Source organism: Lysinibacillus sp. BF-4 (genome assembly GCF_000743635.1).
GTDB classification, from domain to species: domain Bacteria; phylum Bacillota; class Bacilli; order Bacillales_A; family Planococcaceae; genus Metalysinibacillus; species Metalysinibacillus saudimassiliensis.
Genome location: NZ_JPUW01000008.1, coordinates 25,127 through 48,259, shown reverse-complemented (window position 1 = coordinate 48,259; position 23,133 = coordinate 25,127). Strand labels below are relative to the sequence as shown.

25 protein-coding genes are annotated in these 23,133 nt (G+C 43.6%); 18 read left to right on the top strand and 7 right to left on the bottom strand.

Features of this window, described 5'->3' with window-relative positions:
• Positions 1-7 precede the first annotated feature (7 nt).
• The 4 genes from CH76_RS04875 (at position 8) to CH76_RS04860 (ending at position 6,955) form a co-directional block, all read left to right on the top strand.
• Positions 8-1,732, top strand: a complete 1,725-nt coding sequence (locus CH76_RS04875; RefSeq protein ID WP_036143732.1) for a bifunctional diguanylate cyclase/phosphodiesterase — start codon at positions 8-10, stop codon at positions 1,730-1,732.
• 3 nt (positions 1,733-1,735) lie between these two features.
• A complete protein-coding gene (locus CH76_RS04870; protein WP_036143730.1) occupies positions 1,736-2,869 on the top strand; it encodes a class I SAM-dependent RNA methyltransferase in 1,134 nt (377 codons plus the stop codon).
• A 42-nt stretch (positions 2,870-2,911) separates the two neighbouring features.
• Positions 2,912-4,816 carry an ATP-dependent DNA helicase gene (locus tag CH76_RS04865; protein ID WP_036143728.1) on the top strand — a complete coding sequence of 635 codons (1,905 nt, stop codon included), beginning with the start codon at positions 2,912-2,914 and terminating at the stop codon, positions 4,814-4,816.
• A gap of 636 nt (positions 4,817-5,452) precedes the next feature.
• Positions 5,453-6,955: an aldehyde dehydrogenase family protein gene (locus CH76_RS04860; RefSeq protein WP_036143726.1), complete on the top strand. Its 1,503-nt coding sequence runs from the start codon at positions 5,453-5,455 to the stop codon at positions 6,953-6,955.
• A gap of 42 nt (positions 6,956-6,997) precedes the next feature.
• Here CH76_RS04860 and CH76_RS04855 read toward each other — a convergent pair whose 3' ends face one another.
• A complete protein-coding gene (locus CH76_RS04855; RefSeq protein ID WP_036143724.1) occupies positions 6,998-7,963 on the bottom strand; it encodes a DUF418 domain-containing protein in 966 nt (321 codons plus the stop codon).
• A 103-nt stretch (positions 7,964-8,066) separates the two neighbouring features.
• Between CH76_RS04855 and CH76_RS04850 the strand changes: the two genes are divergently transcribed.
• Together CH76_RS04850 and CH76_RS04845 are read left to right on the top strand one after the other, a co-directional pair.
• Positions 8,067-8,285, top strand: a complete 219-nt coding sequence (locus CH76_RS04850) for a DUF1659 domain-containing protein (protein ID WP_036143722.1) — start codon at positions 8,067-8,069, stop codon at positions 8,283-8,285.
• A 12-nt stretch (positions 8,286-8,297) separates the two neighbouring features.
• Positions 8,298-8,513 carry a DUF2922 domain-containing protein gene (locus tag CH76_RS04845; RefSeq protein WP_036143720.1) on the top strand — a complete coding sequence of 72 codons (216 nt, stop codon included), beginning with the start codon at positions 8,298-8,300 and terminating at the stop codon, positions 8,511-8,513.
• A 36-nt stretch (positions 8,514-8,549) separates the two neighbouring features.
• Here CH76_RS04845 and CH76_RS04840 read toward each other — a convergent pair whose 3' ends face one another.
• Positions 8,550-9,374, bottom strand: a complete 825-nt coding sequence (locus tag CH76_RS04840) for an RsiV family protein (protein ID WP_036143718.1) — start codon at positions 9,372-9,374, stop codon at positions 8,550-8,552.
• Positions 9,358-9,855 carry an RNA polymerase sigma factor gene (locus CH76_RS04835; protein ID WP_036143716.1) on the bottom strand — a complete coding sequence of 166 codons (498 nt, stop codon included), beginning with the start codon at positions 9,853-9,855 and terminating at the stop codon, positions 9,358-9,360. Before CH76_RS04835 ends, CH76_RS04840 begins: the two co-directional genes overlap by 17 nt.
• 158 nt (positions 9,856-10,013) lie before the next feature.
• On the opposite strand from CH76_RS04835, the gene CH76_RS04830 reads away from it, so the two are divergent.
• Positions 10,014-11,183, top strand: coding sequence for an aminotransferase class I/II-fold pyridoxal phosphate-dependent enzyme (locus CH76_RS04830; protein ID WP_036143714.1), 1,170 nt, complete (start codon positions 10,014-10,016; stop codon positions 11,181-11,183).
• Positions 11,184-11,771: 588 nt separating this feature from the next.
• On the opposite strand, the gene CH76_RS04825 is transcribed toward CH76_RS04830, so the two are convergent.
• Both CH76_RS04825 and CH76_RS04820 read right to left on the bottom strand, forming a co-directional pair.
• On the bottom strand, positions 11,772-11,969 hold the full coding sequence (locus tag CH76_RS04825; RefSeq protein ID WP_036143712.1) for a hypothetical protein: 198 nt from the start codon (positions 11,967-11,969) through the stop codon (positions 11,772-11,774).
• Positions 11,970-11,972: 3 nt separating this feature from the next.
• Positions 11,973-13,076 (bottom strand): DUF418 domain-containing protein, encoded by a 1,104-nt coding sequence (locus CH76_RS04820; protein WP_036143710.1) that lies wholly within the window; start codon positions 13,074-13,076, stop codon positions 11,973-11,975.
• Between the two features lie 202 nt (positions 13,077-13,278).
• Here CH76_RS04820 and CH76_RS04815 point away from each other — a divergent pair, with 202 nt between their 5' ends.
• From CH76_RS04815 to CH76_RS04800, 4 genes are read left to right on the top strand one after another with little or no spacing between them, the layout of a single operon-like run.
• On the top strand, positions 13,279-14,715 hold the full coding sequence (locus CH76_RS04815) for an MFS transporter (protein ID WP_036143707.1): 1,437 nt from the start codon (positions 13,279-13,281) through the stop codon (positions 14,713-14,715).
• Positions 14,712-15,152: a hypothetical protein gene (locus CH76_RS04810; RefSeq protein WP_036143705.1), complete on the top strand. Its 441-nt coding sequence runs from the start codon at positions 14,712-14,714 to the stop codon at positions 15,150-15,152. Before CH76_RS04815 ends, CH76_RS04810 begins: the two co-directional genes overlap by 4 nt.
• A gap of 39 nt (positions 15,153-15,191) precedes the next feature.
• Complete coding sequence (locus tag CH76_RS04805; protein ID WP_036143703.1) at positions 15,192-15,551, top strand: hypothetical protein; 360 nt, start codon at positions 15,192-15,194, stop codon at positions 15,549-15,551.
• Positions 15,552-15,580: 29 nt separating this feature from the next.
• Complete coding sequence (locus CH76_RS04800) at positions 15,581-16,054, top strand: glutathione peroxidase (protein WP_036143701.1); 474 nt, start codon at positions 15,581-15,583, stop codon at positions 16,052-16,054.
• 36 nt (positions 16,055-16,090) lie between these two features.
• On the opposite strand, the gene CH76_RS04795 is transcribed toward CH76_RS04800, so the two are convergent.
• Entirely contained in the window at positions 16,091-16,729 is a 639-nt protein-coding gene (locus tag CH76_RS04795; protein ID WP_036143699.1) for an HAD family hydrolase, read from the bottom strand.
• A gap of 59 nt (positions 16,730-16,788) precedes the next feature.
• Here CH76_RS04795 and CH76_RS04790 point away from each other — a divergent pair, with 59 nt between their 5' ends.
• From CH76_RS04790 to CH76_RS04765, 6 genes are all read left to right on the top strand, one after another.
• Complete coding sequence (locus CH76_RS04790) at positions 16,789-17,097, top strand: DUF3784 domain-containing protein (protein ID WP_152553287.1); 309 nt, start codon at positions 16,789-16,791, stop codon at positions 17,095-17,097.
• A 71-nt stretch (positions 17,098-17,168) separates the two neighbouring features.
• On the top strand, positions 17,169-17,705 hold the full coding sequence (locus CH76_RS04785) for a sigma-70 family RNA polymerase sigma factor (RefSeq protein WP_051910241.1): 537 nt from the start codon (positions 17,169-17,171) through the stop codon (positions 17,703-17,705).
• Positions 17,677-18,480, top strand: a complete 804-nt coding sequence (locus CH76_RS04780; protein ID WP_235190349.1) for an ABC transporter ATP-binding protein — start codon at positions 17,677-17,679, stop codon at positions 18,478-18,480. Before CH76_RS04785 ends, CH76_RS04780 begins: the two co-directional genes overlap by 29 nt.
• Positions 18,480-20,876 carry an FtsX-like permease family protein gene (locus CH76_RS04775; protein ID WP_036143695.1) on the top strand — a complete coding sequence of 799 codons (2,397 nt, stop codon included), beginning with the start codon at positions 18,480-18,482 and terminating at the stop codon, positions 20,874-20,876. The genes CH76_RS04780 and CH76_RS04775 overlap by 1 nt, the downstream gene beginning before the upstream one ends.
• Positions 20,877-20,944: 68 nt before the next feature.
• Complete coding sequence (lepB, locus tag CH76_RS04770; RefSeq protein WP_235190348.1) at positions 20,945-21,478, top strand: signal peptidase I; 534 nt, start codon at positions 20,945-20,947, stop codon at positions 21,476-21,478.
• A gap of 73 nt (positions 21,479-21,551) precedes the next feature.
• A complete protein-coding gene (locus CH76_RS04765; protein ID WP_036143693.1) occupies positions 21,552-22,529 on the top strand; it encodes a phosphotransferase enzyme family protein in 978 nt (325 codons plus the stop codon).
• On the opposite strand, the gene CH76_RS04760 is transcribed toward CH76_RS04765, so the two are convergent.
• Positions 22,509-22,805 carry a hypothetical protein gene (locus CH76_RS04760; RefSeq protein WP_036143691.1) on the bottom strand — a complete coding sequence of 99 codons (297 nt, stop codon included), beginning with the start codon at positions 22,803-22,805 and terminating at the stop codon, positions 22,509-22,511. The two genes, CH76_RS04765 and CH76_RS04760, sit on opposite strands and share 21 nt — an antisense overlap.
• A gap of 84 nt (positions 22,806-22,889) precedes the next feature.
• Here CH76_RS04760 and CH76_RS04755 point away from each other — a divergent pair, with 84 nt between their 5' ends.
• Positions 22,890-23,111 carry a hypothetical protein gene (locus tag CH76_RS04755; RefSeq protein ID WP_036143689.1) on the top strand — a complete coding sequence of 74 codons (222 nt, stop codon included), beginning with the start codon at positions 22,890-22,892 and terminating at the stop codon, positions 23,109-23,111.
• Positions 23,112-23,133: the final 22 nt, after the last annotated feature.

Genomic DNA, 23,133 nt, shown 5'->3' with positions numbered 1-23,133 from the left:
GACATAAGTGAGCAGTGTAAACGATAAACAAAATAAAGCAGTTCACATCCCTGATGAAGTCATGCATAAAATATTTGAGAGTGTGTCGGAGGGCATTATGATTACCGACCGCAACAAGCGTATTTGTAACGTCAATCCAGCGTTTGAGTTTGTAACAGGCTACCCACGCGAGGAAGTCGTTGGTCACTCACCTGCTATCCTTCAATCTGGTGTGCACGGGCCGCATTTTTACCGTGAGATGTGGGATCAAATTTTAGTGGATGGTGTATGGCAAGGCGAAATTTGGAACCGTCGTAAAACAGGTGATGTATACCCGGAGTGGCTTATTATTTCGGAGGTACGCGATCGAACAGGCGAGGTTATTAATTATTGTGGTATTTTTACCGACCTATCCGAGCGTCACCATGTGGAAACGCAACTAGAGCAAACGATTGCGACCGATAGTTTAACTGACGTAAGTAATCGTCATAACTATATTGAGCGTATGGACACGCTACTTGCGACTTCTTCTGCGCTGTCACAGCAAGTGCAGCACGCGGTATATGTGATTGACATTGACCGTTTTAAGCAATTTAATGATACCTTTGGGCATATGAATGGTGACTTAATTTTAGAGACCATTGCAAATCGCTTAAAAGGGCTAATTAAAAATAAAGATATTATTGCGCGCTACGGCGGTGATGAGTTTGTTATTACGTTAACGAGCGTAGCTGACACAGAAGAAGCACGTATTTTTGGTGATAAGGTGCTGGATGCCATTCGACAGCCTATGTTGATTGCAGGCGCTGATGTATTTTTAAACGCAAGTGTAGGGGTTAGCCTTTACCCATACGATGGTACGACAACCGAGAAGCTATTACATAACGCAGATAAGGCGATGACGTATATTAAAACAACGGGGCGCGGCGGCTATGAGTTTTACTTTGATGATTTAAAAACGGACGCTAAGCGACGCATTGTATTAGATGCTGAATTGCGTAAAGCCATTGAGGCTAAAGATTTTACACTTAACTTTCAACCTAAAGTATGCACACAAACGGGTGCGATTTTAGGCGTGGAGGCATTGGTGCGCTGGACAAACGAAAAACTAGGCTTTGTCCCACCTAATGAATTTATTGAGCATGCGGAGGATACGGGTTTAATCATTCCGTTAAGTGATGTAATATTTGAGATGGCATGTGAGGCGCATAACGAGCTTAAAGCATTAGGGCGCACGATCCCTATTGCGGTCAATGTGTCGAGCATACACTTTGAGCAACCTGACTTCATTGAGTCCCTAACGCGTATTTTGCAGGAGCATAATGTTTCTGCACAAAACTTAGAGATTGAGGTAACGGAGCGCACCGTAATGAATGACGCTACCGAGACGGTTGATAAACTGGTCAAACTAAAAAAATTAGGCTTTAAGCTGTCCATTGATGACTTTGGCACAGGGTACTCATCCCTGAGCTATTTAATCAAATTCCCGCTTGATTATTTAAAGATTGACCGTAGCTTTATCCAGCAGATTACCACGCTTGACGAAAAACAAGCCGTAGTAGATGCCATTATCCAAATGTCACACCGCCTTAACATGAAGGTAATTGCGGAGGGCGTTGAGCAGGGTAAACAGGTAGAGCTACTGCGTGAGATGGGCTGCGACATTATTCAAGGCTATTATTATAGTAAACCATTACCCCTAGACGAGCTTGTAGCTTTTTTGAGCTTTTGGGATGAACATACAGAGGTGTAATCAATGACAAAATTTAATTTAGTAGCAACCGCTGCAATGGGCCTTGAGGCAATTGTTGGCGATGAGGTGCGCGAGCTAGGCTATGACGCGCATGTTGAAAACGGTAAAGTATACTTTGAAGGCGACGAGCTTGCGATTGCGCGTACGAACTTATGGTTACGTGTAGCAGACCGCGTAAAAATTATTGTAGGCACATTTCCTGCCAAAACATTTGACCAGTTATTTGAGGGCGTTAAAGCGCTTGACTGGGAAAAATACCTACCAGTGGACGCAAACTTCCCTGTATCAGGTAAAGCAGTAAAATCAAAACTATACAGTGTACCTGACTGTCAGGCCATTACTAAAAAAGCGATTGTTGAGCGCTTAAAACAAGCGTACCAACGCAATAGCTTCCTAGACGAATCAGGCGCTAAATTTAAAATCGAAATTTCGATTTTAAAAGACGTAGCGACATTAACAATTGATACATCAGGCGCAGGTTTGCATAAACGTGGCTACCGTCAATTACAAGGTGAAGCACCGTTAAAAGAAACATTAGCTGCAGCACTTGTAAAAGTCTCAAAATGGAACCCAAGCCGCCCATTCGTAGACCCATTCTGTGGTTCTGGTACGATTGTGCTTGAGGCGGCAATGATTGGCCAAAATATTGCGCCAGGCTATAACCGCGACTTTATTAGTGAAGAGTGGCCATGGTTTAAAAAAGAAATTTGGGACCAAGCCCGCGACGAGGCAGACGAAAAGGCAGATTACGATCAGCCGCTTAACATCATTGGCTCTGATATTGACCACCGCATGGTTGCCTTAGCACAGGAAAACGCGACAGAGGCAGGCTTTGGTGATATTATTACCTTTAAGCAAATGCAAGCACGCGACTTTACAACAATGGACACAGATGGCGTTATGATTGGTAACCCGCCGTATGGTGAACGTATTGGTGAAGTTGAAGTGATTGAGCAAGTCATTAGTGACCTTGGTCATGTAATGAAGAACTACCCAACATGGTCAGTGTATATGCTTTCATCAATGGAGAACTTTGAAACATTATACGGACGCCGTGCCACTAAAAAACGTAAGCTATTTAACGGCTTTATTCGTACGGATTACTACCAGTACTGGGGACAAAAATCAAAACGCTAAAGGAAGGCACTTGCCTTCCTTTTTATTACGGGGGAGACTTTTATGCGACAAAAAATACCGTTTGAACTAACAAAAGACCGCTCATTTTTTGAGTCATTAGGCGACTGGATGGGCGACGTGTTATATGACGAGCTACCAGAGAAAGGCTTTGAGTGCCGCGATGAGCAAATCTTTATGGCCTACCAAATCGAAAAAGCGCTGCAAGAAAAAGCCGTGCTTTTTGCGGAGGCGGGTGTAGGTACAGGTAAAACGATTGCCTACCTACTGCCAGCCATTGCCTATGCGCGCTATACAGGCAAGCCTGCACTAATTGCTTGTGCAGACGAAACGTTAATCGACCAATTAGTAAAAAAAGGCGGCGACATCGAAAAAATTCAACAAGCGTTGGATTTAAAAATTGACGTGCGCCTTGCCAAGTCACGTGACCAATATTTATGCCTGAAGCGTTTTCAAGTGGCAGAAAATGTTGTCACTGAAGACTGGATTGATGACATTGCCTTTTCGATGCCAGAAGCGGTATTTACGCATGGCCCGATGAGTGAGATGTATTTATACGGTGACCGTAGCGACTACCCAACGGTAAGTGATGAAGACTGGCAACAAGTGAATTATAATGAGCTGATGCAGTGTGCGGTTTGTGATGAGCGTAATCGCTGTGGGCAAACGTTGCACCGTCAGCACTACCGTGAAGCGGGCGATATTATTATTTGCTCACAAGACTTTTTAATGGAGCACTTAGCGACAAAAGAGTCACGCGAGCGTGAAGGTCAAACGGCCTTACTACCAGAAGTGTCAATGATGGTGCTTGATGAAGGGCATTTACTGGAGTATGCTGCACAAAAAGCGATGACATATAAAGTACAAGCGAAAACCATTGTTGGCATGCTTGAGCGTTTAATGGTAGACGGCGTTCGTGAGCGCACACTACTTGCAATGGAAAAACTACAAGATGACCACGAGCTGTTTTTTGATGAACTACGCGACTGCCTAACCCTTGGTGAAGACCGCATGCACATTACGAAATCAGCCGCACTACTGAGCTATGCCAAAACATTAATCGCTGATGTGGATGACTTAATGGAGCAATTTGTCTTTGAGTCAGAGATGTATATGATTCCTGAGTATGAGCTAAATATGGCAGAAGAATTTTTAGAGCACTACCTTGGCGCTATGCAAATCTTTGTTAATAAAGAAGATGCCGTTGACTGGGCAGAGGAGGCAAACGGGGCATTAACGCTCGTAATTATGCCACGCCTTATTACCGAAGTGCTACAAGAGAAGTTATTCTCTAAAAAGTTACCGATTATCTTCTCATCAGCGACATTGTCGATTGATAAGGATTTTTCGTATATTGCCTATAGCCTTGGCATTCGCAATTATTTATCCTTTAGTGTGGCATCGCCATTTGATTATGACAGCGTAATGCAAATTAACGTGCACCCTGTTGCTCAAGATGCTAAAACAGCATTAGTGGACCACATTTTAGCGAAGCGCGAACAAACGCTTATTTTATTTAAATCTAAGCAAGCGATGGATAGCTTCCGCAGTGAGCTACCAATGATGGCTAAGCTTACAATGGCCTTTGAAGGCGACCGCGAGCTATCATCATTAGTGCGCGACTTCCAAGCGGGCGATAGTAAAACACTATGCTCGTATCATTTATGGGAAGGGCTTGACCTGCCAGCGGATATGCTAACACGCGTCATTATTTTTGACCTACCATTCCCAGCGCATGACCCATTATTTGATGCAAAGCGCGCCTTTGCAGAAGATGCCTTTGAAGAAGTTGAGCTGCCTTTCATGCAGCTACGCTTACAGCAAGGTATGGGCCGCTTAATCCGCACAAGCGCTGATCACGGCACAATTGAGCTATTGCTTAATGCCGACGAAATGCAACAACTCCCAATCCTTCAACCTTTATTTGCGGTTGAACCAACTATCAAATAACCAACCACAAACCGTCCTTTGGGGCGGTTTTTTGTTTTAAATAAAGGTTTATAGCTATTAATCTCATCTGCAATTGAAAATTAGGCATAGGGTTAAATAGGCTGTGGGTTCAAGGTGCAGATAATATTAAAAACGTATTTTCAGAGGGAGACGCTGTTTTTCAAACCTATTTAAATGTTAAGCATTTATTTAAACCTGAAAATATTAGAATTTACACAGGTCGAATACCGGATGTATTTACAGAAAATGGGAAGTTTAGCGCCAAGAAAGCTAGAGCTATCTTCAACTGGTCAACTACTTATTAATTGTTTTTAGTCGTAATGTAACCAAAAGTCGTCCGTTAAGGGCGGCTTTTTTTGATGGTTTTGGCCGAAATTTGAGTGAAGTGGGGCGTGTTTTTTTGGTAGACACAATTTGTTCGAAATTGTACACCCCAAATACACAAAGTAGGAAAAAAAGACGTGGAGGGGAAAATTGCAACATTTTAGTTGGCTGAAATTTCTGAGAGCTAAAAAATAATTTGCAGAATTGGAAAGTACTTTTTTCACATAATCAGCAATGTTGAATGTGCGATATAAAGCTAGTAACATAGGCGTTGTAAATTCGAATTTAACAAAACTAAAGGGGACGATCACATTGTCAACAGTACAACTAAAAGCAACAACTGAACAAAAATTAGACGCACATTACGGCTTATACCTAGGCGGCGAGTGGACACAGGGAACGGACACACGCACGATTACTAGCTATAACCCAAGTACAGGGGAAGCGCTTGCAACATTTGTAGATGCGACACATGAAGACGTAGACGCAGCAGTAGTTGCGGCAACAGCAGCACAAGTAAAATGGCGCGATACAAGTCTTGAGGAGCGTAGCAAAAAAATGCTAGAAATCGCAGACTTAATCGACGCGAATGCCGACCATTTAGCGATGGTAGAAACACTCGACAATGGTAAGCCTTTCCGCGAATCACGCTATGGTGATGTGGCGTTAAGCGCTGATCACTTCCGTTATTTTGCGGGCGTTATTCGTTCAGAAGAAGGTACGGCGCAAGCATTAGACGAGCACACATTAACATTAACAATTAAAGAGCCAATTGGTGTAGTAGGGCAAATTATCCCTTGGAACTTCCCAATTTTAATGGCGGCATGGAAAATTGCGCCAGCGATTGCGGCAGGTAATACAGTCATTATTCACCCTTCTTCAACAACATCACTTAGCTTATTAGAGCTTGCGAAATTATTTGATCAGGTGTTACCAGCGGGTGTGGTGAATGTCATTACAGGTCGCGGTGCAGACTCAGGTGATTATATGTTACACCATGAGGGCATCCATAAATTAGCCTTTACAGGTTCGACGGATGTCGGCTATACCGTAGCACGTGCAGCGGCAGAGCGTTTAGTACCTGCAACATTAGAGCTTGGCGGTAAATCAGCTAATATCTTCTTTGATGATGCGGCTTGGGAGCGCGCAATTGAAGGGGCACAGCTTGGTATTTTATTTAACCAAGGTCAAGTATGTAGCGCAGGCTCACGTATTTTTGTACAAGAGGGCATTTATGATAAATTTGTTGCGGCATTACAAGAAGCGTTTGAGCAAGTAAAAGTAGGCTTACCTTGGGAAGAAGGCGTACAAATGGGTGCGCAAATTAACGAGCGTCAATTAGCAAAAATCGTTGATTATGTAGCCATTGGTAAAGAAGAAGGCGTGACGGTATTAACAGGCGGCGAGCGTTTAACAACAGGTGAATTAGCGAAGGGTGCGTTTATGCAGCCAACATTACTGGTAAATGCGACAAACGATTTACGCGTATCACAAGAAGAAATCTTTGGCCCAGTAGCAACTGTTATTAAATTTAAAACAGAGGACGAAGTGATTGCGTTAGCCAACGACTCCGAATACGGTTTAGGTGGCGGCGTTTGGTCACGCGATATTAACACAGCACTACGTGTTGCGCGTAAAGTACAAACTGGTCGTATGTGGGTTAACCAATACGCTAACTTTGCGGCGGGTGCACCATTTGGCGGCTATAAAAAATCAGGTATTGGTCGAGAAACATACAAATCAGTAGTTGAGGCATACAGCCAAACAAAAAATATCTTCATTAGCACAAAAGAAGAAAAAGAAGGCATGTACTAATTAAAAAAAGTAGGTAATCCATTGGATTGCCTACTTTTTTGTTTAAAATTTTTTACCATACGTACATTTACGCCATAGCCACTCAAACGGCCCCATACGGAAACGTTTAAAGTAGAGCCAGCTCCACACAACTTCAATAGCGTAAATTAGTGGTGCTAACCATAATACTTGTGCTGTAGTAACAGCGGTAATGCCAAACAAGGCGAGTAGCCCTACACCTAAAATATTTTGCATAAGGTAGTTAGTGAAGGCCATCTGTCCTACGCGTGCGATAGGCATAGCGAGTTGCGCTGCACGTTGTTGATTGAATACTAAAAATAGCAATGCGAGGTAGCTAAAAGTAGTAGGCACAGCAAAGACAGCTACTATATACATCGTAAATTCGACATCATTGCCGTACGTTACAGCTGTTATCACACCACCTGCCAGTGCAATAGGTACGCTTACTTGTGCTACACGCTGTAAAAAGTTTTTGGTAGATTCATTTGGCACAAGCAAACCTTTTTTACCAAACCACAGCCCTGTTAAAAACATCAGTAAAATAATAAGGTCATCCATACCTAATAGGCAATTGGCAATAAATAATAATGCCATGACAAGTGCAATCGTGGATGTTTTACGACGGTAAAAGGGCAGTAGTGCTAAACCATAAATGGCGTAAAAAGATAAAATAGAACCCCAGAAAAAGTACAAGTGTGCTAGGCCAAATAAAAATAAAAAGAACAGACGGCGTGTAAACAGTCGAAGCGGATTAAGCCCTTTAGCTTCTGCGCGTGAGGCAAAAATAAAGAAGCCTACACCAAATAAGAATGAAAACATCGCGTAAAATTTCTTTTCAATTAGTACAGCAATTAGCATGTCTAGCGTATTGCCTTTAAATGTAGAGGGAAGCCCTAGTGACGATTCAAGGTCATTAAGGGAAGCCCCGTACGAAGAAATATTAATAAGTAAAATGCCAAACAAGGCAATGCCCCGAATAATATCAAGGGAAAGATAGCGCTGTTTCATAAAAAACCTCCTCGTGGTAATACGTAGCCGTTACGTAAAAGTTTCGGTATGTCTCCTTTTTTTACGCATTTGCGTATTGCTAGGTAAGAAGGAGGTGATACAAATGGCAAAAACATATGTCTTAGGCATGGCGCTACGTATTGCGTACGATCATGGGATGGACGCGGCGGACAAGCAAATCGTGAAGACTGCAAGTTACACGAAAATTAATGCGGCGGCAACAGCTACAGATTTATTAACAGCCGCTCAAACGGTAGCAGGTTTAAGTGCTCACCCCGTTCACAACATTACTAAAGTAACAACCGAAGCAATTACTAACTAAGGAGGCGATTAAATGAAAACACTACAGCTACAATTTGTCACAGTAGCAAATAAAACAGCTAGCCTAAGTGTCAATGACCCAAAGCCTACGCTAACGGACGAGGATGTAAAGCAGGCGATGAATGCGGTATTAGCGACGCAAGTTTTTATTGATGCAGATGGGCCATTTGCAAGCATTAAAGGCGCACAAATCATTGAGCGCAATGTTACACCTTTTGCAGTAAACTAAAAAGAGTTGAGGCGGAAATTTCCGTCTCAACTTTTTTTAATGGATATAATAATCACTGGCTAAAATAGGTTGTAATACCTCGGTTGGGATAATGAATTTTACAATGCCTGCAGCACCTGCGGCAATTTCGTACTCGTCAAAATAAACAACGAGCTTGCCATCATCTGTAATCGCAAATGTTTGGTGCGGATCGATTTTTTCGAAGGCGTTTGTGTCATTAAAGAACATGGCACTTTCATTGGCCTGTGCAATTTGTGTTGCAATATAATCAGAGATAACTTGTACATAACTCTCATCTTTAAAAAGACTTGGTAAGGTAATAATCCATTCGTTAGCAGGGTCTACATTATCAATCTCTACGGACTGTGCGGCAGAGGCTTGCGTAATCGTTGTCATGCGCTGAATGGCAATTACGTTAGGTGAGTCGGTAATGACGCTAACGTCACGCTGTAAGCTAAAATGTCCACCTTCTTCAATAGTTGGCGATACTTCTTCAAACAGAGCCGTGTTTTCGGCTTTATATTTTTTATTAAGCACGTTTTCGAAGTCTTTATGTTCAAAGTCTTCGATGACGGCACGGTTCATCGCAACTTCGATGGTGTCGTCCTCGCGCTGGATATCTGTGACCGAAAATACTTGTACCACATTAGAGACAAGTGGTACTTTAGCGAGCGACTCCGCAAGAGACGGGCTCATGGTAAAGGAGCCGACAAAAATGCTTGCAGCAGCTACTGCTGAAAGACCAAGGTAGCGTCCCCATTTTTTACGTCGCGGTCGTAGGGTTTCAAGGACGGTTGCCTGCAATTCGTCAGGGACGGGGATGGCTTTGTATTGTTTCTTGAGTTCATCTAAGTTCGTCATCGTATTCCTCCAATTGAATGCGTAGTTTTTTTAATGTGGTGTAAAGTCGTGCCTTGACCGTATTAATATTTTCATCCAACACCCGCGCGATGTCTTGGATTTTCATATCCTCAAAAAAGCGTAAAACAATTAATGTTTTTTGTTCAATCGTTAAAGTTTCGAGCGCTTGAAATAAATCAAGGTGTAGGTCGGCATTAATGGGCTCGTCTGGTTCGAGTGGAAAATCCTCAACCAGCGTTATTTTTTTGTGCTTGCGTATAAAATCAATGGCTGTGTTCATTAAGATGCGATAAAACCATGTGTGCAAATAGTCAATTTCTTGTAGGCGATCAATCGATTTTAACGCCTTAACGATAGCATCCTGTACGATATCGAGTGCATTTTGCTCATTTTTTACATAGCTAAAAGCAAGGCGATAATGTGCGCCCTGATGTGTTAAAATATAGTGTTCTAATTTTTTTATTTTTTCACTAGTTGTCATGACAAACAAGCCCTTTCGTTAACTGCAAATTAGACGGAGATATGCAATAAAAAGTTGTAACGCAACATTTATTGCTTAATTTTTATAAAAGTCTGAAAATTAATGGATAGGTGTGATACACTAGGTAGAAATTTATTTTACGTAAGGAGTCCTTTATTATGGCAAGAACAATTAACCCACTTATTGAGCAACAAGAACCTTCAGGCATTCGCAAGATTTTTAACCGCACACTCCAAACACCAGGTGCGATTAATTTAACGATTGGTCAGCCTGACTTTGACACACCTGAACATATTAAAGCGGCAGGTATCGCAGCGATTAACAACAATCATACGGCGTATACGTCAAACCCTGGTTTACCAGAGCTACGCGAAGAAGTAGCGGCGTTTTTCCGCGAAAAATACAACGTGCACTATAACCCAAGCAACGAAATTTTAATTACAACGGGCGCAAGTGAAGCGATTGATGTAACATTTCGTACGATTTTAGCGCCAGGGGATGAGGTTATTTTACCTGCACCGATTTATGTGGCGTACGAGCCGTTAATCCAATTAGCGGGTGGTGTACCTGTATTTGTGGATACGAGTAAAACGGGCTTTAAAGCAACTGTCGAGGCTTTAGCGGCGGCAGTAACGGATAAAACGAAGGCGGTATTATTTAACTACCCATCTAACCCTACTGGTGTAACCTATTCGCCTGAAGAAATTGCAGAACTTGCGGCATGGGCCGAAACACAAGACTTCTTTGTGATTACAGACGAAATTTACTCGGAAAATGTTTTTGGCGGCACACACGCGTCAATGGCGGCTTACGGTACAATGCGTGACCGCACGATTGTTGTGCATGGTTTGTCTAAATCGCACTCAATGACGGGCTGGCGCGTTGGCTTTTTATTAGCCCCTGCTTGGTTAACGCTAGAGTTTCAAAAGGTACACATGTTTAATGTGGTTTGTGCCACAACGATTAGCCAGTATGCGGCAATTGAGGCGCTGCGCCACGGGCGTAATGATAGTCATATGATGAATGCCGCTTATATTGAGCGCCGTGATTATGTGTATGACCGCCTTGTGGATATGGGGCTTGAGGTCATTAAACCAAATGGTGCGTTTTACATTTTCCCTAAAATCCCAGGAGGTTTTACGAGCTCGGAGCAATTTGCTTTTGAGATGCTAGACGAAGCGGGTGTAGCCGTAGTGCCAGGCAGCGCCTTTACCAAGTACGGCGAAGGCTATATGCGCATCTCGTATGCCTACAGCATGGACGTCCTAAAAGAAGGCCTAGACCGCATGGAGAAATTTGTAAACTTAAAGTCGAAAGCGCTCGTTTAACGCTGAAGGGGATTGCCGGCACAAAACGAAAACGCATTTTGTTTTCTGTTGCGTGACGACAATCACACAAAGCGTTGGCGCTTGAGACTGGATAAAAGTAAAGTCGAAACAACTGGTCTAACCCGAAATGCGCTGGAGATCACACAAAGAAGCGTTGGTTTTCCGCTTGTGCGTGATTGAAGCGACACGAGGGTTAAGTTGATTGAGACTAGATAAAAGTAAAGTCGAAAGCGCCCGTTTAACGCTGAAGGGGATTGACGGCACAAAACGAAAACGCTTTTTGTTTTCTGTTGCGTGACGACAATCACACAAAGCGTTGGCGCTTGAGACTGGATAAAAGTAAAGTCGAAACAACTGGTCTAACCCGAAATGCGCTGGAGATCACGCAAAGAAGCGTTGGTTTTCCGCTTGTGCGTGATTGAAGCGAAATGCGCTAAAAGAAGACAGGGGCATTACTCATTATTGATGTAACCGATGTCACAGTTTATGCGAAGGATATGTGCTTACTTATAGTACGTCAACAACGTTATAACGCAGATTGGGTGTATGAGGATGCACGTTGTCCACTAAAAATAAAAAAAGTAGCCGCTAAGGGCTACTTTTTTTATGAACAATCAGTGCGGCAAGTGCACCTATTATAATAGGAAGAAAGCTAATTTCGGCAAAGAAACTGCCCGCACTATCAAAATCAAGGCGCAGCCCAAAAAATTTAGAGTCAATGGCTGTGCCAATCGCATAAAGTGCGATGGTTGTTACAAAAAAGGCAAGCATAGGTTTGATTTGCAAGTGTTATAACCTCCCTTTAAACGGAGCGAGTGATAATTTACGCCAAGTAGACTCAAACGGACCTTGTCCGAAAAATTTAAGCCATAGGGTAGAAAATACTGCCATGAATACTGTAATTATACCCCACATCGCAAGCGTAATGACGCTATTTGTGTGCGCGGCTAAATTAAAGCCCCATTCGTAAAAAATAATCGAAGCTACAACATTTTGCATTACATAACAGCTAAGTGCCATTTTACCGATATTGCCCATATATTTTTGCAAGCGCGGGAAAATTTCGTAGCGGTCTAGCATAAAAATAATACCAATATAACCAAGTGACAGCACAGGTGCAAAAACGTAGCGATCATAACCGCTTAGGCTGTCAATGAAGTTAGGGGCAAGGTTAAGCGGGATGCCGACACCTAAACCAAAAATCAATAAACGATTTTGGAGTTTTTTAGATTGAAAAACACCCTTACGTACTAAAAATACGCCAAGTAAAAATAAAAAGACGTTCATTGGCAAAATCATAATGGCTTCGCCGCGTAAGTCCCAAAAGTTGAGGAAGCGGTACTGCACTTGCTCAAGCCATGTTGCGCCCATTGCCATAAATTCTTCATCAAAATAGCGCTCGTCAAGCGGCATATCTTCTTCGCTAAAACGCTCCATCCCCATAAAGGGCAGGCTGTATTTGACTTGTGATACTAAGTGGATAATACCAGCAACAGCCATCACGATTGCCATAAAACGCTCACTGCGCGTAATGACCAGTGCTACAATCATGCCTGATACGGCATAACTCATTAACACATCAAACTCAAACACCAACACAAAATGAATGTAACCATCGAGCAATAACAGCAACATGGACCATAAATACATACGCTTCCATGGCAATTCACGCCTCATATAACTTTGGTATTTGAGCTGCATACCCACCCCAAATAAAATCGTCAGTAACCCTAAAAATTTACCATTTGTTAAAAAGTTGGTGACCGCACTAATCCAATCATCTAACTTTGAGGGCTCGTCACTAAAGCCCATCCCACCAAAAACCCATATATTTGTGCCGAGCGTACCAATAATCGCTAATCCTCGCACAACATCAAGCATTTTAATTCGCATACATCAACCTCTTTTCTTTCTCGCAGTTTAGCAAGCGCCCACCCCCTTTTGCCCATCTTTATAAAAACTTTATAAACAAAAAGTTACAACCTTTTTGTGGGGTAAAACGTCGCTTCTTCTACATAATTTGCCCGATGCATGCAAAAAAAGCTTTCTAATTGGGTAAAGTGTTGGTAGTGTGAATGATTGAAGAGGTGAAGGTATGAATAAAGTTTTTATTGCGGTGTTACTTGCAACCGCGCTTGCAGCAATCGAAGGTACGATTATTGCGACGGCAATACCGAGTATTACAGCGGATTTATCGGGCGTTGCGCTCATTAGCTGGATTTACTCAGCGTATTTACTGACGTCGGCGATTGCGGCGATTATTTTTGGTAAGCTTGCGGATATTTTTGGTCGTAAGCGCATGATTATTATAGGTATTAGTATTTTTATTGTGGGCTCGGCACTTTGTGGGCTCGCGCAATCCATGGAGCAGTTAATTGTGTTCCGTGCCATCCAAGGGATTGGGGCAGGCTCGATTTTGCCGATTACGCTAACGATTGTGGGCGAGTTATTTCCTGACGAGAAGCAACGTGCAAAAGGGCAAGGTTACCTTAGCATGGTGTGGGGCGTTGCAGGTGTGCTTGGGCCGCTAATTGGTGGCTTTATTGTTGACGTGATTTCGTGGCATTATATTTTCTTTATTAATGTGCCGTTTGGTTTAGGCTCAATTTATTTGATTGCCAAACATTATGAAGAACAAATTACAGTAGTGAAGCGCAAAATTGATTATGCGGGCGCGCTACTTTTTTCGGTCGGCATGATTGCGCTACTTTATGTCATTATTGACAATAGTAAAACGCAAGCGTGGACGTCGCCGCAAACCTTAGCTACCGCAGCTCTGGCGCTTGTGATTTTAGCGATTTTTGTAGTGGTGGAATTGCGTGCAGAAGAACCAATTATCCCGCTTGGCTTATTTAAAAATGGGCGCTTAATGATTATTAATGGCATTACGCTGAGCAGTATGGCCATTGTGATTGGTATTACAGCCTATGTGCCGATTTTTGCGCAAAGTGTGCTTGGCAAAAATGCGACGCAGGCTGGGTTAATGCTTGCGCCGTTGTCGGTACTGTGGACGGTTAACTCCATTATGGCAGGTAATTTGCTGGGGCGTTTAACGAGTCAGCGCATTATTCAAGTAGGTACGGTATTTTTAGTGATTGGCACATTTTTACTCGCGCGTTTAACAGCGGATTCAGGCGATATGGCGGTTTATGTAGGCTCGTCAATTGTCGGGATGGGTATGGGCTTAATTATGCCAATGTTGATGATTTCCATTCAAAAGGTGGCAGATCCTAAGCAGCTTGGTATTTCGATTGGCTTAAACTCTTTTACTAATACATTTAGTCAGGCAATGGCAGCGGCAGTTTATGGTATGTTGTTTAACTTGATTACGGTTGTATTACTAACGCTTGGTAAGGGCGATGTGCAGTTAAATGGTGGCTTTAAGGAAGCAGGCTTTACAACGAGTGAGGTTGGCTTTATCCAAACGACGATTGCGAATGGTGTAGGCACGGTATTTAGTGGCGCCTTTTTATTTGCGTTACTGGCACTTGTCTTATCATTCTTTGTAGGTGGAAGGAGGAAGGCGGCTTGAAGCGGTGGCTTGTTCTAGTTATTTTTGTGCTTACGGGTTGCCATGTCGGCGATTATAGCGAGGGTACAGCGATGTATACCTGTACGAGCGATCATTGGCAACTCCTCAACCATGAAGTTACGCTACATGAGCAAAAACTAACAACTGGTAATGGCACACTGCATTTTACAGGTGAAGGTGAGCCGAGGGATGTGTCGTACCTTGTGCATATGCGCGTTGGCGAGCTTGACCATACAACAAATGCAGGCAATAGTTACCCCGTGCTTGGTGCAGTGACAGGCGCGCCTTATTTAGTGGAAGGTAAGCCAATGCGTTTAGCGGACATTGGGGCGTTGCGTGGTGCAGTAGTGTGGGAGGACGCGGATGGTGTGTCCACGAAGAAATTTTACAGTGTGATGAACAAGCGTAGGCAGCCGCCTACGCTTTTTGTGTGGTAGTATAAAAGAAAACAACAGGCGAAAAAGGAGGTGCACAAAGTGAAGGAAGGCGTACGTGACGGGCTACTCGCGGTAGTAAGTTTTTGTGCGGTGATGCTTGCGGTGCAATCATCGACGTTGATTGATGTGGTCGATATTCCGCGTGATAATGTGTTGTATACGATTTTAAGTACGGTGGCGATTAATGGTGTATTATTATACGGTTATCAGCGCGACTGGTTAGTAGCTAAGCTTGTGCTGTCGCTATTATTTGGCATTCATATGTTGTCGTCATTTGCGCTTGTTGCGATAAGTATGTCAATGAATGCGACAGGTAACGCCTTTGTATTAATGACGGGCTTACTATGCATGGCCATGACGCTTGGTTGGTACCGCTCGGCGTTTTCGGTAGAAGGGTAACGGGTACATAGTATACAGGAGGCGATAGCATGAGTATTTATACAATTGATGTAACGCAAGAGGACGGCACAGCGTACAGTATGGCGGAGTATGAGGGCAAGGTGCTACTCATTGTTAATACCGCAACCAAATGTGGCTTTACGCCGCAGTTTGAGGAGCTTGAGGCATTATATAAAAAATACGAGGCGCAAGGTTTTGTAGTGCTCAGCTTCCCATCAGATCAGTTTAAACAAGAGCTTGCGACGGGTAGTGAAGCGGCAGCCGCATGTCGATTAGATTACGGTGTGACGTTCCCTATGCATGAGCTTGTGAAGGTTAATGGCAGTGAGGCACACCCGTTGTTTCAGTATTTAACGGAGCATACGAAAGGCTTTTTAGGTAGCAGTATTAAATGGAACTTTACGAAGTTTTTAGTCGGACGTGACGGCGAAATTATCGCACGCTACGGCTCGAAGGACAAACCGCTGAGTTTTGAAGACGACATTAAAAAAGCACTGGCATAAAATAACAAGGCACGAGCATAGCGCTCGCGCCTTTGTTTAAATCGCTAGTAATTCCCTCATATCATGAATTAAATAGGTCGGTTTTTCGGCAGCTAATTTGTCTGTGCCATGGCTACCCCAACTTACGCCACATGAGGCAACGCCTGCTGCATGTGCCATTTGGATGTCAAACGTAGCATCACCAATCATCATCGTATCGTTTTTATCGAGGTTGAAGCGGTCAACAAGTTGTAAAATGCCTTCAGGATGCGGCTTGTAGTGACTCACATCATCTGCGCCTGTTACAGCTGTAAAGAAGTGCGAAATATGGAGCGCTTCAAGGTTGCGTAGTAACACAAGTGTGCTTTTACTCGACACTACAAATAGCGGTTTACCTGCGACATACAACTCGTTTAACACCTCTAACACATGTGGAAATAACGCAAGCGTGCCTTGTTCTAGCTTTTTATAATGTGTACGGAACGTAGCTAATAGCTCAGTAAACGTTGCCTCATCAAGCGGTTCACTCGCCATTTCCCTAAACGAAACCTCAATCGGGATGCCCATATAATGCGCGATTTGGTCGTCGCTTGGCACCACTAAATCGAGCGCTTGGTAGGCTGACTGTGTAGCAAGTACGCTACAGTTTTTTGAGTCGCCTAACGTCCCGTCAAAGTCAAAAATATAATTTTTCATAAAAAAATCACCTCGCGCTATATTCTAACGTAAAACGTGTCGTCTTACTATTGAAAGGGGTGAATAAACTGGTAGAGGTTAGTATCGCATTATTATTTTTTGCGCTCGCTTTTTTTATGTTGCAAGGCAAAGGCGCATTTTTGATTGCGGGCTTTAACACGCTGAGTAAAGAGCAGCAAGCGAAGTATGATAAGGCTAGACTCACTAAATTTATGGGCAAACTGATGCTTATTATTGGCATTTGCCTAGTGCTCATGGCATTTGATAAGGCGTGGTTAACCTATAGCAGTATAGCAATCATGTTGCTCGCTATTATGTTTGCCTTGATTTACAGCAATACAGGCGAGCGTTTTCAAAAACACGAATAATTTTTCGTGTTTTTTAATTTGTGTGAATCGTTTTACCTGTGTCGTGAGTCTAATGAGTAGAGGTGAATGAGATGGAGCGTGTAAAGCAAGCACAGGCGGGGGATGCGGAGGCATTTTCGTCGCTAATTGCAGACGAGCAAGACAAAGTGTATCGTATGATTTTTGCTTATGTTCGTAAAGAAGATGATGCGGTTGATGTTTACCAGCAAACGGTAATGAGCGCCTACGAAAACCTTCATAAGCTAACCGAGCCTGCGTACTTTAGCACGTGGCTTGTGCGAATTGCGATTAACAAAAGCTTAACCTATATTAAAAAGCGCGACCGCGAGCAAGCTGTTTCGCCTGAAACGCTCTATTTATTAGAGGCAGATACCGTGCCCATCGCCGAAAATTTAGACTTATGGCAGGCACTCCAAACCTTAAATGATACGTATAAAACGGCGCTCTTACTGCGCTACTACAGCGATTACACCATTGCCCAAATTGCCGACATTACCGAGCAACCACTAGGCACTGTGAAAACGCAGATTAGACGAGGCCTGCGTACATTACGCAAGCAGCTAAAAGGGGAGGCATATTATGAATTCGCTCAAGCAGATGATGAATGAAATACCCGTACCGCGCGAGCGTTTAGTAGAAGTGTTACGTGTTGAAGGGCTTAGTAAAACTTTTCAGCATAACACGCATGAGATAAAGGCATTAAAAAATATTGATTTTACGCTTTATGAGGGCGAAATGGTTGCAGTGATGGGCACGAGTGGCTCAGGCAAAAGTACGTTGTTAAATATGTTAAGTGCGATTGATGCACCTACTAAGGGGCAACTATTTGTGGACGGTATACAGACGGCAGTTTACCAAGAGCCACAAGCGACGGAGTTTCGTCGAGATACGATTGGCTTTGTTTTTCAATCCTTTCAGTTATTAGAGGATCTCACGGTAGCAGATAATGTGGCAATGCCGTTAATTTTACGGGAAAAAAAAAGCGCATATATTGCACCGCGAGTAGATGAGGTGCTTCGCGAGGTTGGCATGACGGAGTGGCGCGCGCATTACCCAAGTGAGCTGTCAGGCGGGCAGCAACAGCGTGTGGCTATTGCAAGGGCATTGATTGGTCGTCCTAAAATCGTATTAGCAGACGAACCAACAGGTGCTTTAGATTTTAATACGACAAACACAATTCTTGACTTGCTTGTACACCTACAGCAAGCGCATAGGCAAACGATGGTAGTCGTTACGCATGATGCGTATGTAGCTACGTTTGCAGACCGCGTGCTGTTTTTTCACGATGGGCAAATTGTAGCGGAGTATACAAATGCAAAAACAGAAGCTGATTTAACGCATATTTTAGCAACGTTTCAGCAAATTGCGCGAGGTGAGCTGTAATGTACACATTGCGTACGATTTCGCTTAAACTCTTTCGCGCAGGGCTGTCGCATGTGCTAATGACGATTGTAACTGTAGCGATTGCCGTATCTTTAATAGTGGCCATGCTAAGTTATACGAGTAGCGCACAGCTAAAACTAGAGGCGGATACTTATGAGCAGTATGGTGACAGCCATATTGAGTTCGGTTATGAGATGGAGGATGCAAGTCTTCTTACTACGGCACAGTTGCAACAAGTGCGTAACCTTGATGGGGTGACAGCTGTCGCACCTGTTGCGCTTAATTTTACCGCACAAGTGGAGCAGTTTTCGCCGCCTGTTATTGGGGTTGGCAATGATGCGCTCACTAAGAGCCGCTACCATTTTGCGGCTGATATGGCGGCTGATGAGGTGATTGTCAGTGAAATGCTACTGCAAACAACGGGCAAGTCACTCGGTGATACCCTTACTGTAGCAGGTAAATCTATGCGTATTATTGAAATAATACATGTGCCCACGTCTATGGTGCTTGCACCGCGTGACATGGTACTTTCTACATTACAAGCACCAAATGATGCTGAAGGGAAGTTTGCGCTTGTCGCAACAGCCGATCAAGCTACGTATGCTACGACAGTAGGCACGGCAATTGGTCAGCTAGACAAAGCACTGCGTGTGGATTTACAAAATGATAGTGAGTTTGTGCAACGCAATGTCACATCACTACGTTTGTTTAGCGGCGTACTGACAGCCTTTATTTTACTTATTGTTGGCACACTGCTACTGGCTAACTTCCAATTGTTATTTACGAAGCTTAATCAGCAATTAACCGTGTTACGTGCGATTGGTGGTACACAGCGTCAGGTAGGTAAAATTGTTTTTGTGCAAGTGACAACCATTATTGCGATGGGCGTATTTATTGGTACAGTAGCAGGGGTTGTAATGATGCAGCAAGGTGTACCATTACTTAGCCAATCGCTTGACCTACCACCTGTAGCACCCACAATACCATGGCGTGCTGTGCTTGTTGCGGCACTCGTTTGTTTTAGTGTGTTACAGCTATTTGCTATGTGGCAAGTCCGAAAAAGTAGCCGTGTATTACCATTTCAATTGCAACAGGCTAACACAGTTAAGCCTCTTAAATGGTCAGCACGAAAGAGTATTGTGCTTAGCGCATTAGTAGTGCTCGCAGCATTATTACTCGTAGTCGGATTACGCGAAAATAAACCATTAGTTAGCGTAGTGGGTACTGGGCTATGTACAGGTGTACTACTTTACTTACTGCCTTATGGCTTTTCGTGGATGATGCGAAAGCTGTTACCTACTGTGCGTCATAAGGAGAGCTACTTGGCATTGCAACAGCTCATTCCGCAAGTGCGTCGCAATACACCAATTATTTTGACCCTCGTTGGGCTAATGGTAATTTTGTCTTTCAGTACAACAACTATGAAAACAGCAACTGAAAATGGCAAAGCCTTTTTGCAAAGTCAGTACCCTACGGAGCTGATTGCTACGTATGATTTAGCTGATAAGCAAGGTGATGATGTGGCGGCTATGCTTGCGGCCATTAATGAGGTGGATGGCGTACGTGAGAGCTATGCAGAAAGTGTAATTACTGACCACCTTGTAGGCGAGGTGTATACAGGTATGCAAGCCACTACACAGGTGCAAGAGGGGATTGTTATTACGGATGCCTACGCTAAAAAAATGAGCTTAGCTGTCGGTGATACGTTAACCATAACGGATCGCCTTGAGATTGAGCCAACCATTTGGCAAGGGGAGCGTGTTTTTCAGGAAGGTGTGTATGAAGACCATTCGTTAACCTTACCTATTACAGCCATTACAGCAGAGCAAACGCCACATGTGGCTATTTATTATAGCTGGGCAACGAGCGATGCTTTTACAAAGTTGCCTTTAGCTAAACTGTATGTGGATGCGCCTGCTACGCAACTTGCGACGATTGAGCAAAAGCTCGATTTGCCTGCCCTTCATTTTAGCTCGAAAACGGAGCGCATGGCACAAGAGGATATGCTTGGCAAACAGCGCTATGTGCTTGTGATTGGTACGCTTGTCGTGTTAATTGTTGCGACGCTACTTGGCGTATTGCAAACGCTTTGGCATGCGATGTATGCCAAGCGTGGGGACTATAAAATTCAGCGTTTGTTAGGGCTGACACCAAAGGGTTTGCAGCAGTTTATTGTGTTGCAGGCACTCGCCTTTATGATATATGGGGTTGGGGCAGGGCTATTGCTAGGTGCGTTATTTACGAAGTTGCTATGGTTTGCGATTGAGCCGACAGGTGGGCTGTTAATCAACTTTGTTGCATTATTGGGTGTAGCGGTATTATTTATTGGTGTAACGGCTGTTTTCTTTAGTTGGCAAGGGCATATATTGCGCCGTTTGCCAATTGCGCAATTGTAATCAGTTGAAACAGCTAGGTCTTGGGTGCTACAATACATACACAGTACAATGTATGGAGGCTGTTGCACTTGGATCAACCCATTCCCGAAAAAAATCCATTTTTTAGTGTGCTTAAAACGGTTGTGATAACAGCGCTTATTGTTATTTTAGTAAAGCAGTTTGTGCTGACACCCATCAACGTTAAGGGCATGTCAATGGAGCCTACGTACGAGGATAAAGACGTAGTTTTAGTTGACCGTATTTCTGCATTAGGTCATTCACAACATGTGGTATTTGAGTCACCCTATCATGACGGTGAGCTTTATATTAAGCGTTTGATTGGCTTACCAGGCGATGTTATCGAAATGAAGGACGATGTATTATACCTTAACGGTCAGGCACAAGAAGAACCGTATGTGAAGCGAGCAGACAAAAATATATATTTACGTACGACGGAAGATTTTGCGCCAATTACTGTACCTGAGGGTAAGTTTTTTGTGATGGGCGACAACCGCATAAAAAGTCAGGACAGTCGTCACTTTGGCTTTATTGACGCAGATATTGTGTTTGGTAAATCCTTTGCTACGATTTATCCCTTCTCTCATATCAAATTGGCGAAATAAACGTTTGCTTAGGTGCTCCTAAGTGAACGTTTTTTTGTGTATACTAAAACAAATGTACAAAGGGGTAACGACTATGACACAAAAAGATTTGAGGGCGTTTGACGAAGCGGCACGCCTAGCGGTAGCAGATTTTGCTGAACTGGATGCTTCGACGTTAACACGTATGGAATACTCAGAAAATGCTACCTATCAGGTAAAAGACTATGCAGGACAAGCCTTTGTACTGCGCATTAATCGCCCGTTTTATCATAGTAAGGCGCAAATTGCGGCAGAAATCCACTGGCTGCATGATTTACATGAGGCATTGCCGTTTGCGGTATCAAAACCTATTGCTATGGCAAATGGAAACTATATTGGTACACAATATGTAGAAGGGACGCGCTACCATAGCACACTCTTTACGTTTGTAGCTGGGCAAGCTCCTGCAGAGGGAGATGTTAAGGTATTTGAGCAACTCGGCGAAATTACGGCACAGTTTCACACGCATAGTGTGCAACAACACGCGCGCTATCAGCATTATGACCGTATGACGTGGGATGAGTTGACCATTTTAGGTGAAGATGCAAAGTGGGGGCGCTGGCAAGATGGGCGTGGGATGACAGCTGCAAGGATTGCACAGTATGAGCAGGCCGTGGCGCTGATGCGTGAGCGTTTGGCGGCGTATGGTAAGCACCCATCACGTTTTGGCTTAATTCATGCGGATTTACGCAGTGCCAATTTATTAGTAGCGCAAGGTGAGCTCAAAATTATTGATTTTGATGATTGTGGCTTTAGCTGGCTATTGTATGATTTTGCGGCGGCGATTAGTTTTGTGGAGCATGAGCCGTATGTAGCGGATTTGCAGGCGGCATGGCTTACGGGGTATCGACGCTACCGCGCGTTAACGGAGGAAGATGAGGCGATGTTAGCGACATTTGTGTTACTGCGTCGTTTGCAATTAATTGCGTGGATTGGCAGTCGCATGAACGCTACGACCGAACGACTGGGCGCAGCGTATACGTATGCGAGTGATGCTTTAGTGGCGCGCTACTTAGCCCCACCAAATGGCTAATACAAAAATCGACCAAAATGATGTGCCAATGCACAGCACGATGTCGAGTAAAATATACGTAATAACGAGCGGTGTACCTAACTTGGCACTTGAGCGCACAGCGTAGTACGGCACAAAAATAAAGAGGGCAATACTACAAAGTGTGAGTGCCGTTAGCACGTATAATGGGTGTAAAAATGGTATACTGGTCGCAATAAATGTTGTGGCGTGTTGTCCAAAAATACCGAGTAGGACAGCAACGCCCATGCTACCGAGTAAAATGCTATGAGTTTTCAAGGTAATCACTTCCTTAGCTTTAACTATAAGGGAGCTACTGCGTTTGACAAACTAATATGCACGCAAAAAAGGAGAGATTTTTATATGAATGTGGCATTTGTTCACAATCAATCAGGAGAGGAGTTGCTGACGATGCAAACGAGTGATGTGGCGGGCTTGTTGGCGGCGGCACAGGGGGAGAGTATTACTTTTCCTGCGGGGCGCTTTAAATATGACTACCACACGCTTGACCATTATATGGAAGACGGGGCGATTTATCAGGAGCTTGTGATTTATATGGAGGTTATTGAGTTTGTGCGTCCTTAATGTATCAGATTTTTACAATAAT

Coding starts and splice junctions, on each gene's coding strand:
- CH76_RS04870 (WP_036143730.1), top strand. CDS start 1,736: ATGACAAAATTTAATTTAGTAGCAACCGCTGCAATGGGCCTTGAGGCA.
- CH76_RS04865 (WP_036143728.1), top strand. CDS start 2,912: ATGCGACAAAAAATACCGTTTGAACTAACAAAAGACCGCTCATTTTTT.
- CH76_RS04855 (WP_036143724.1), bottom strand. CDS start 7,963: ATGAAACAGCGCTATCTTTCCCTTGATATTATTCGGGGCATTGCCTTG.
- CH76_RS04850 (WP_036143722.1), top strand. CDS start 8,067: ATGGCAAAAACATATGTCTTAGGCATGGCGCTACGTATTGCGTACGAT.
- CH76_RS04845 (WP_036143720.1), top strand. CDS start 8,298: ATGAAAACACTACAGCTACAATTTGTCACAGTAGCAAATAAAACAGCT.
- CH76_RS04840 (WP_036143718.1), bottom strand. CDS start 9,374: ATGACGAACTTAGATGAACTCAAGAAACAATACAAAGCCATCCCCGTC.
- CH76_RS04835 (WP_036143716.1), bottom strand. CDS start 9,855: ATGACAACTAGTGAAAAAATAAAAAAATTAGAACACTATATTTTAACA.
- CH76_RS04830 (WP_036143714.1), top strand. CDS start 10,014: ATGGCAAGAACAATTAACCCACTTATTGAGCAACAAGAACCTTCAGGC.
- CH76_RS04820 (WP_036143710.1), bottom strand. CDS start 13,076: ATGCGAATTAAAATGCTTGATGTTGTGCGAGGATTAGCGATTATTGGT.
- CH76_RS04815 (WP_036143707.1), top strand. CDS start 13,279: ATGAATAAAGTTTTTATTGCGGTGTTACTTGCAACCGCGCTTGCAGCA.
- CH76_RS04800 (WP_036143701.1), top strand. CDS start 15,581: ATGAGTATTTATACAATTGATGTAACGCAAGAGGACGGCACAGCGTAC.
- CH76_RS04795 (WP_036143699.1), bottom strand. CDS start 16,729: ATGAAAAATTATATTTTTGACTTTGACGGGACGTTAGGCGACTCAAAA.
- CH76_RS04785 (WP_051910241.1), top strand. CDS start 17,169: ATGGAGCGTGTAAAGCAAGCACAGGCGGGGGATGCGGAGGCATTTTCG.
- CH76_RS04780 (WP_235190349.1), top strand. CDS start 17,677: ATGAATTCGCTCAAGCAGATGATGAATGAAATACCCGTACCGCGCGAG.
- CH76_RS04775 (WP_036143695.1), top strand. CDS start 18,480: ATGTACACATTGCGTACGATTTCGCTTAAACTCTTTCGCGCAGGGCTG.
- CH76_RS04765 (WP_036143693.1), top strand. CDS start 21,552: ATGACACAAAAAGATTTGAGGGCGTTTGACGAAGCGGCACGCCTAGCG.
- CH76_RS04755 (WP_036143689.1), top strand. CDS start 22,890: ATGAATGTGGCATTTGTTCACAATCAATCAGGAGAGGAGTTGCTGACG.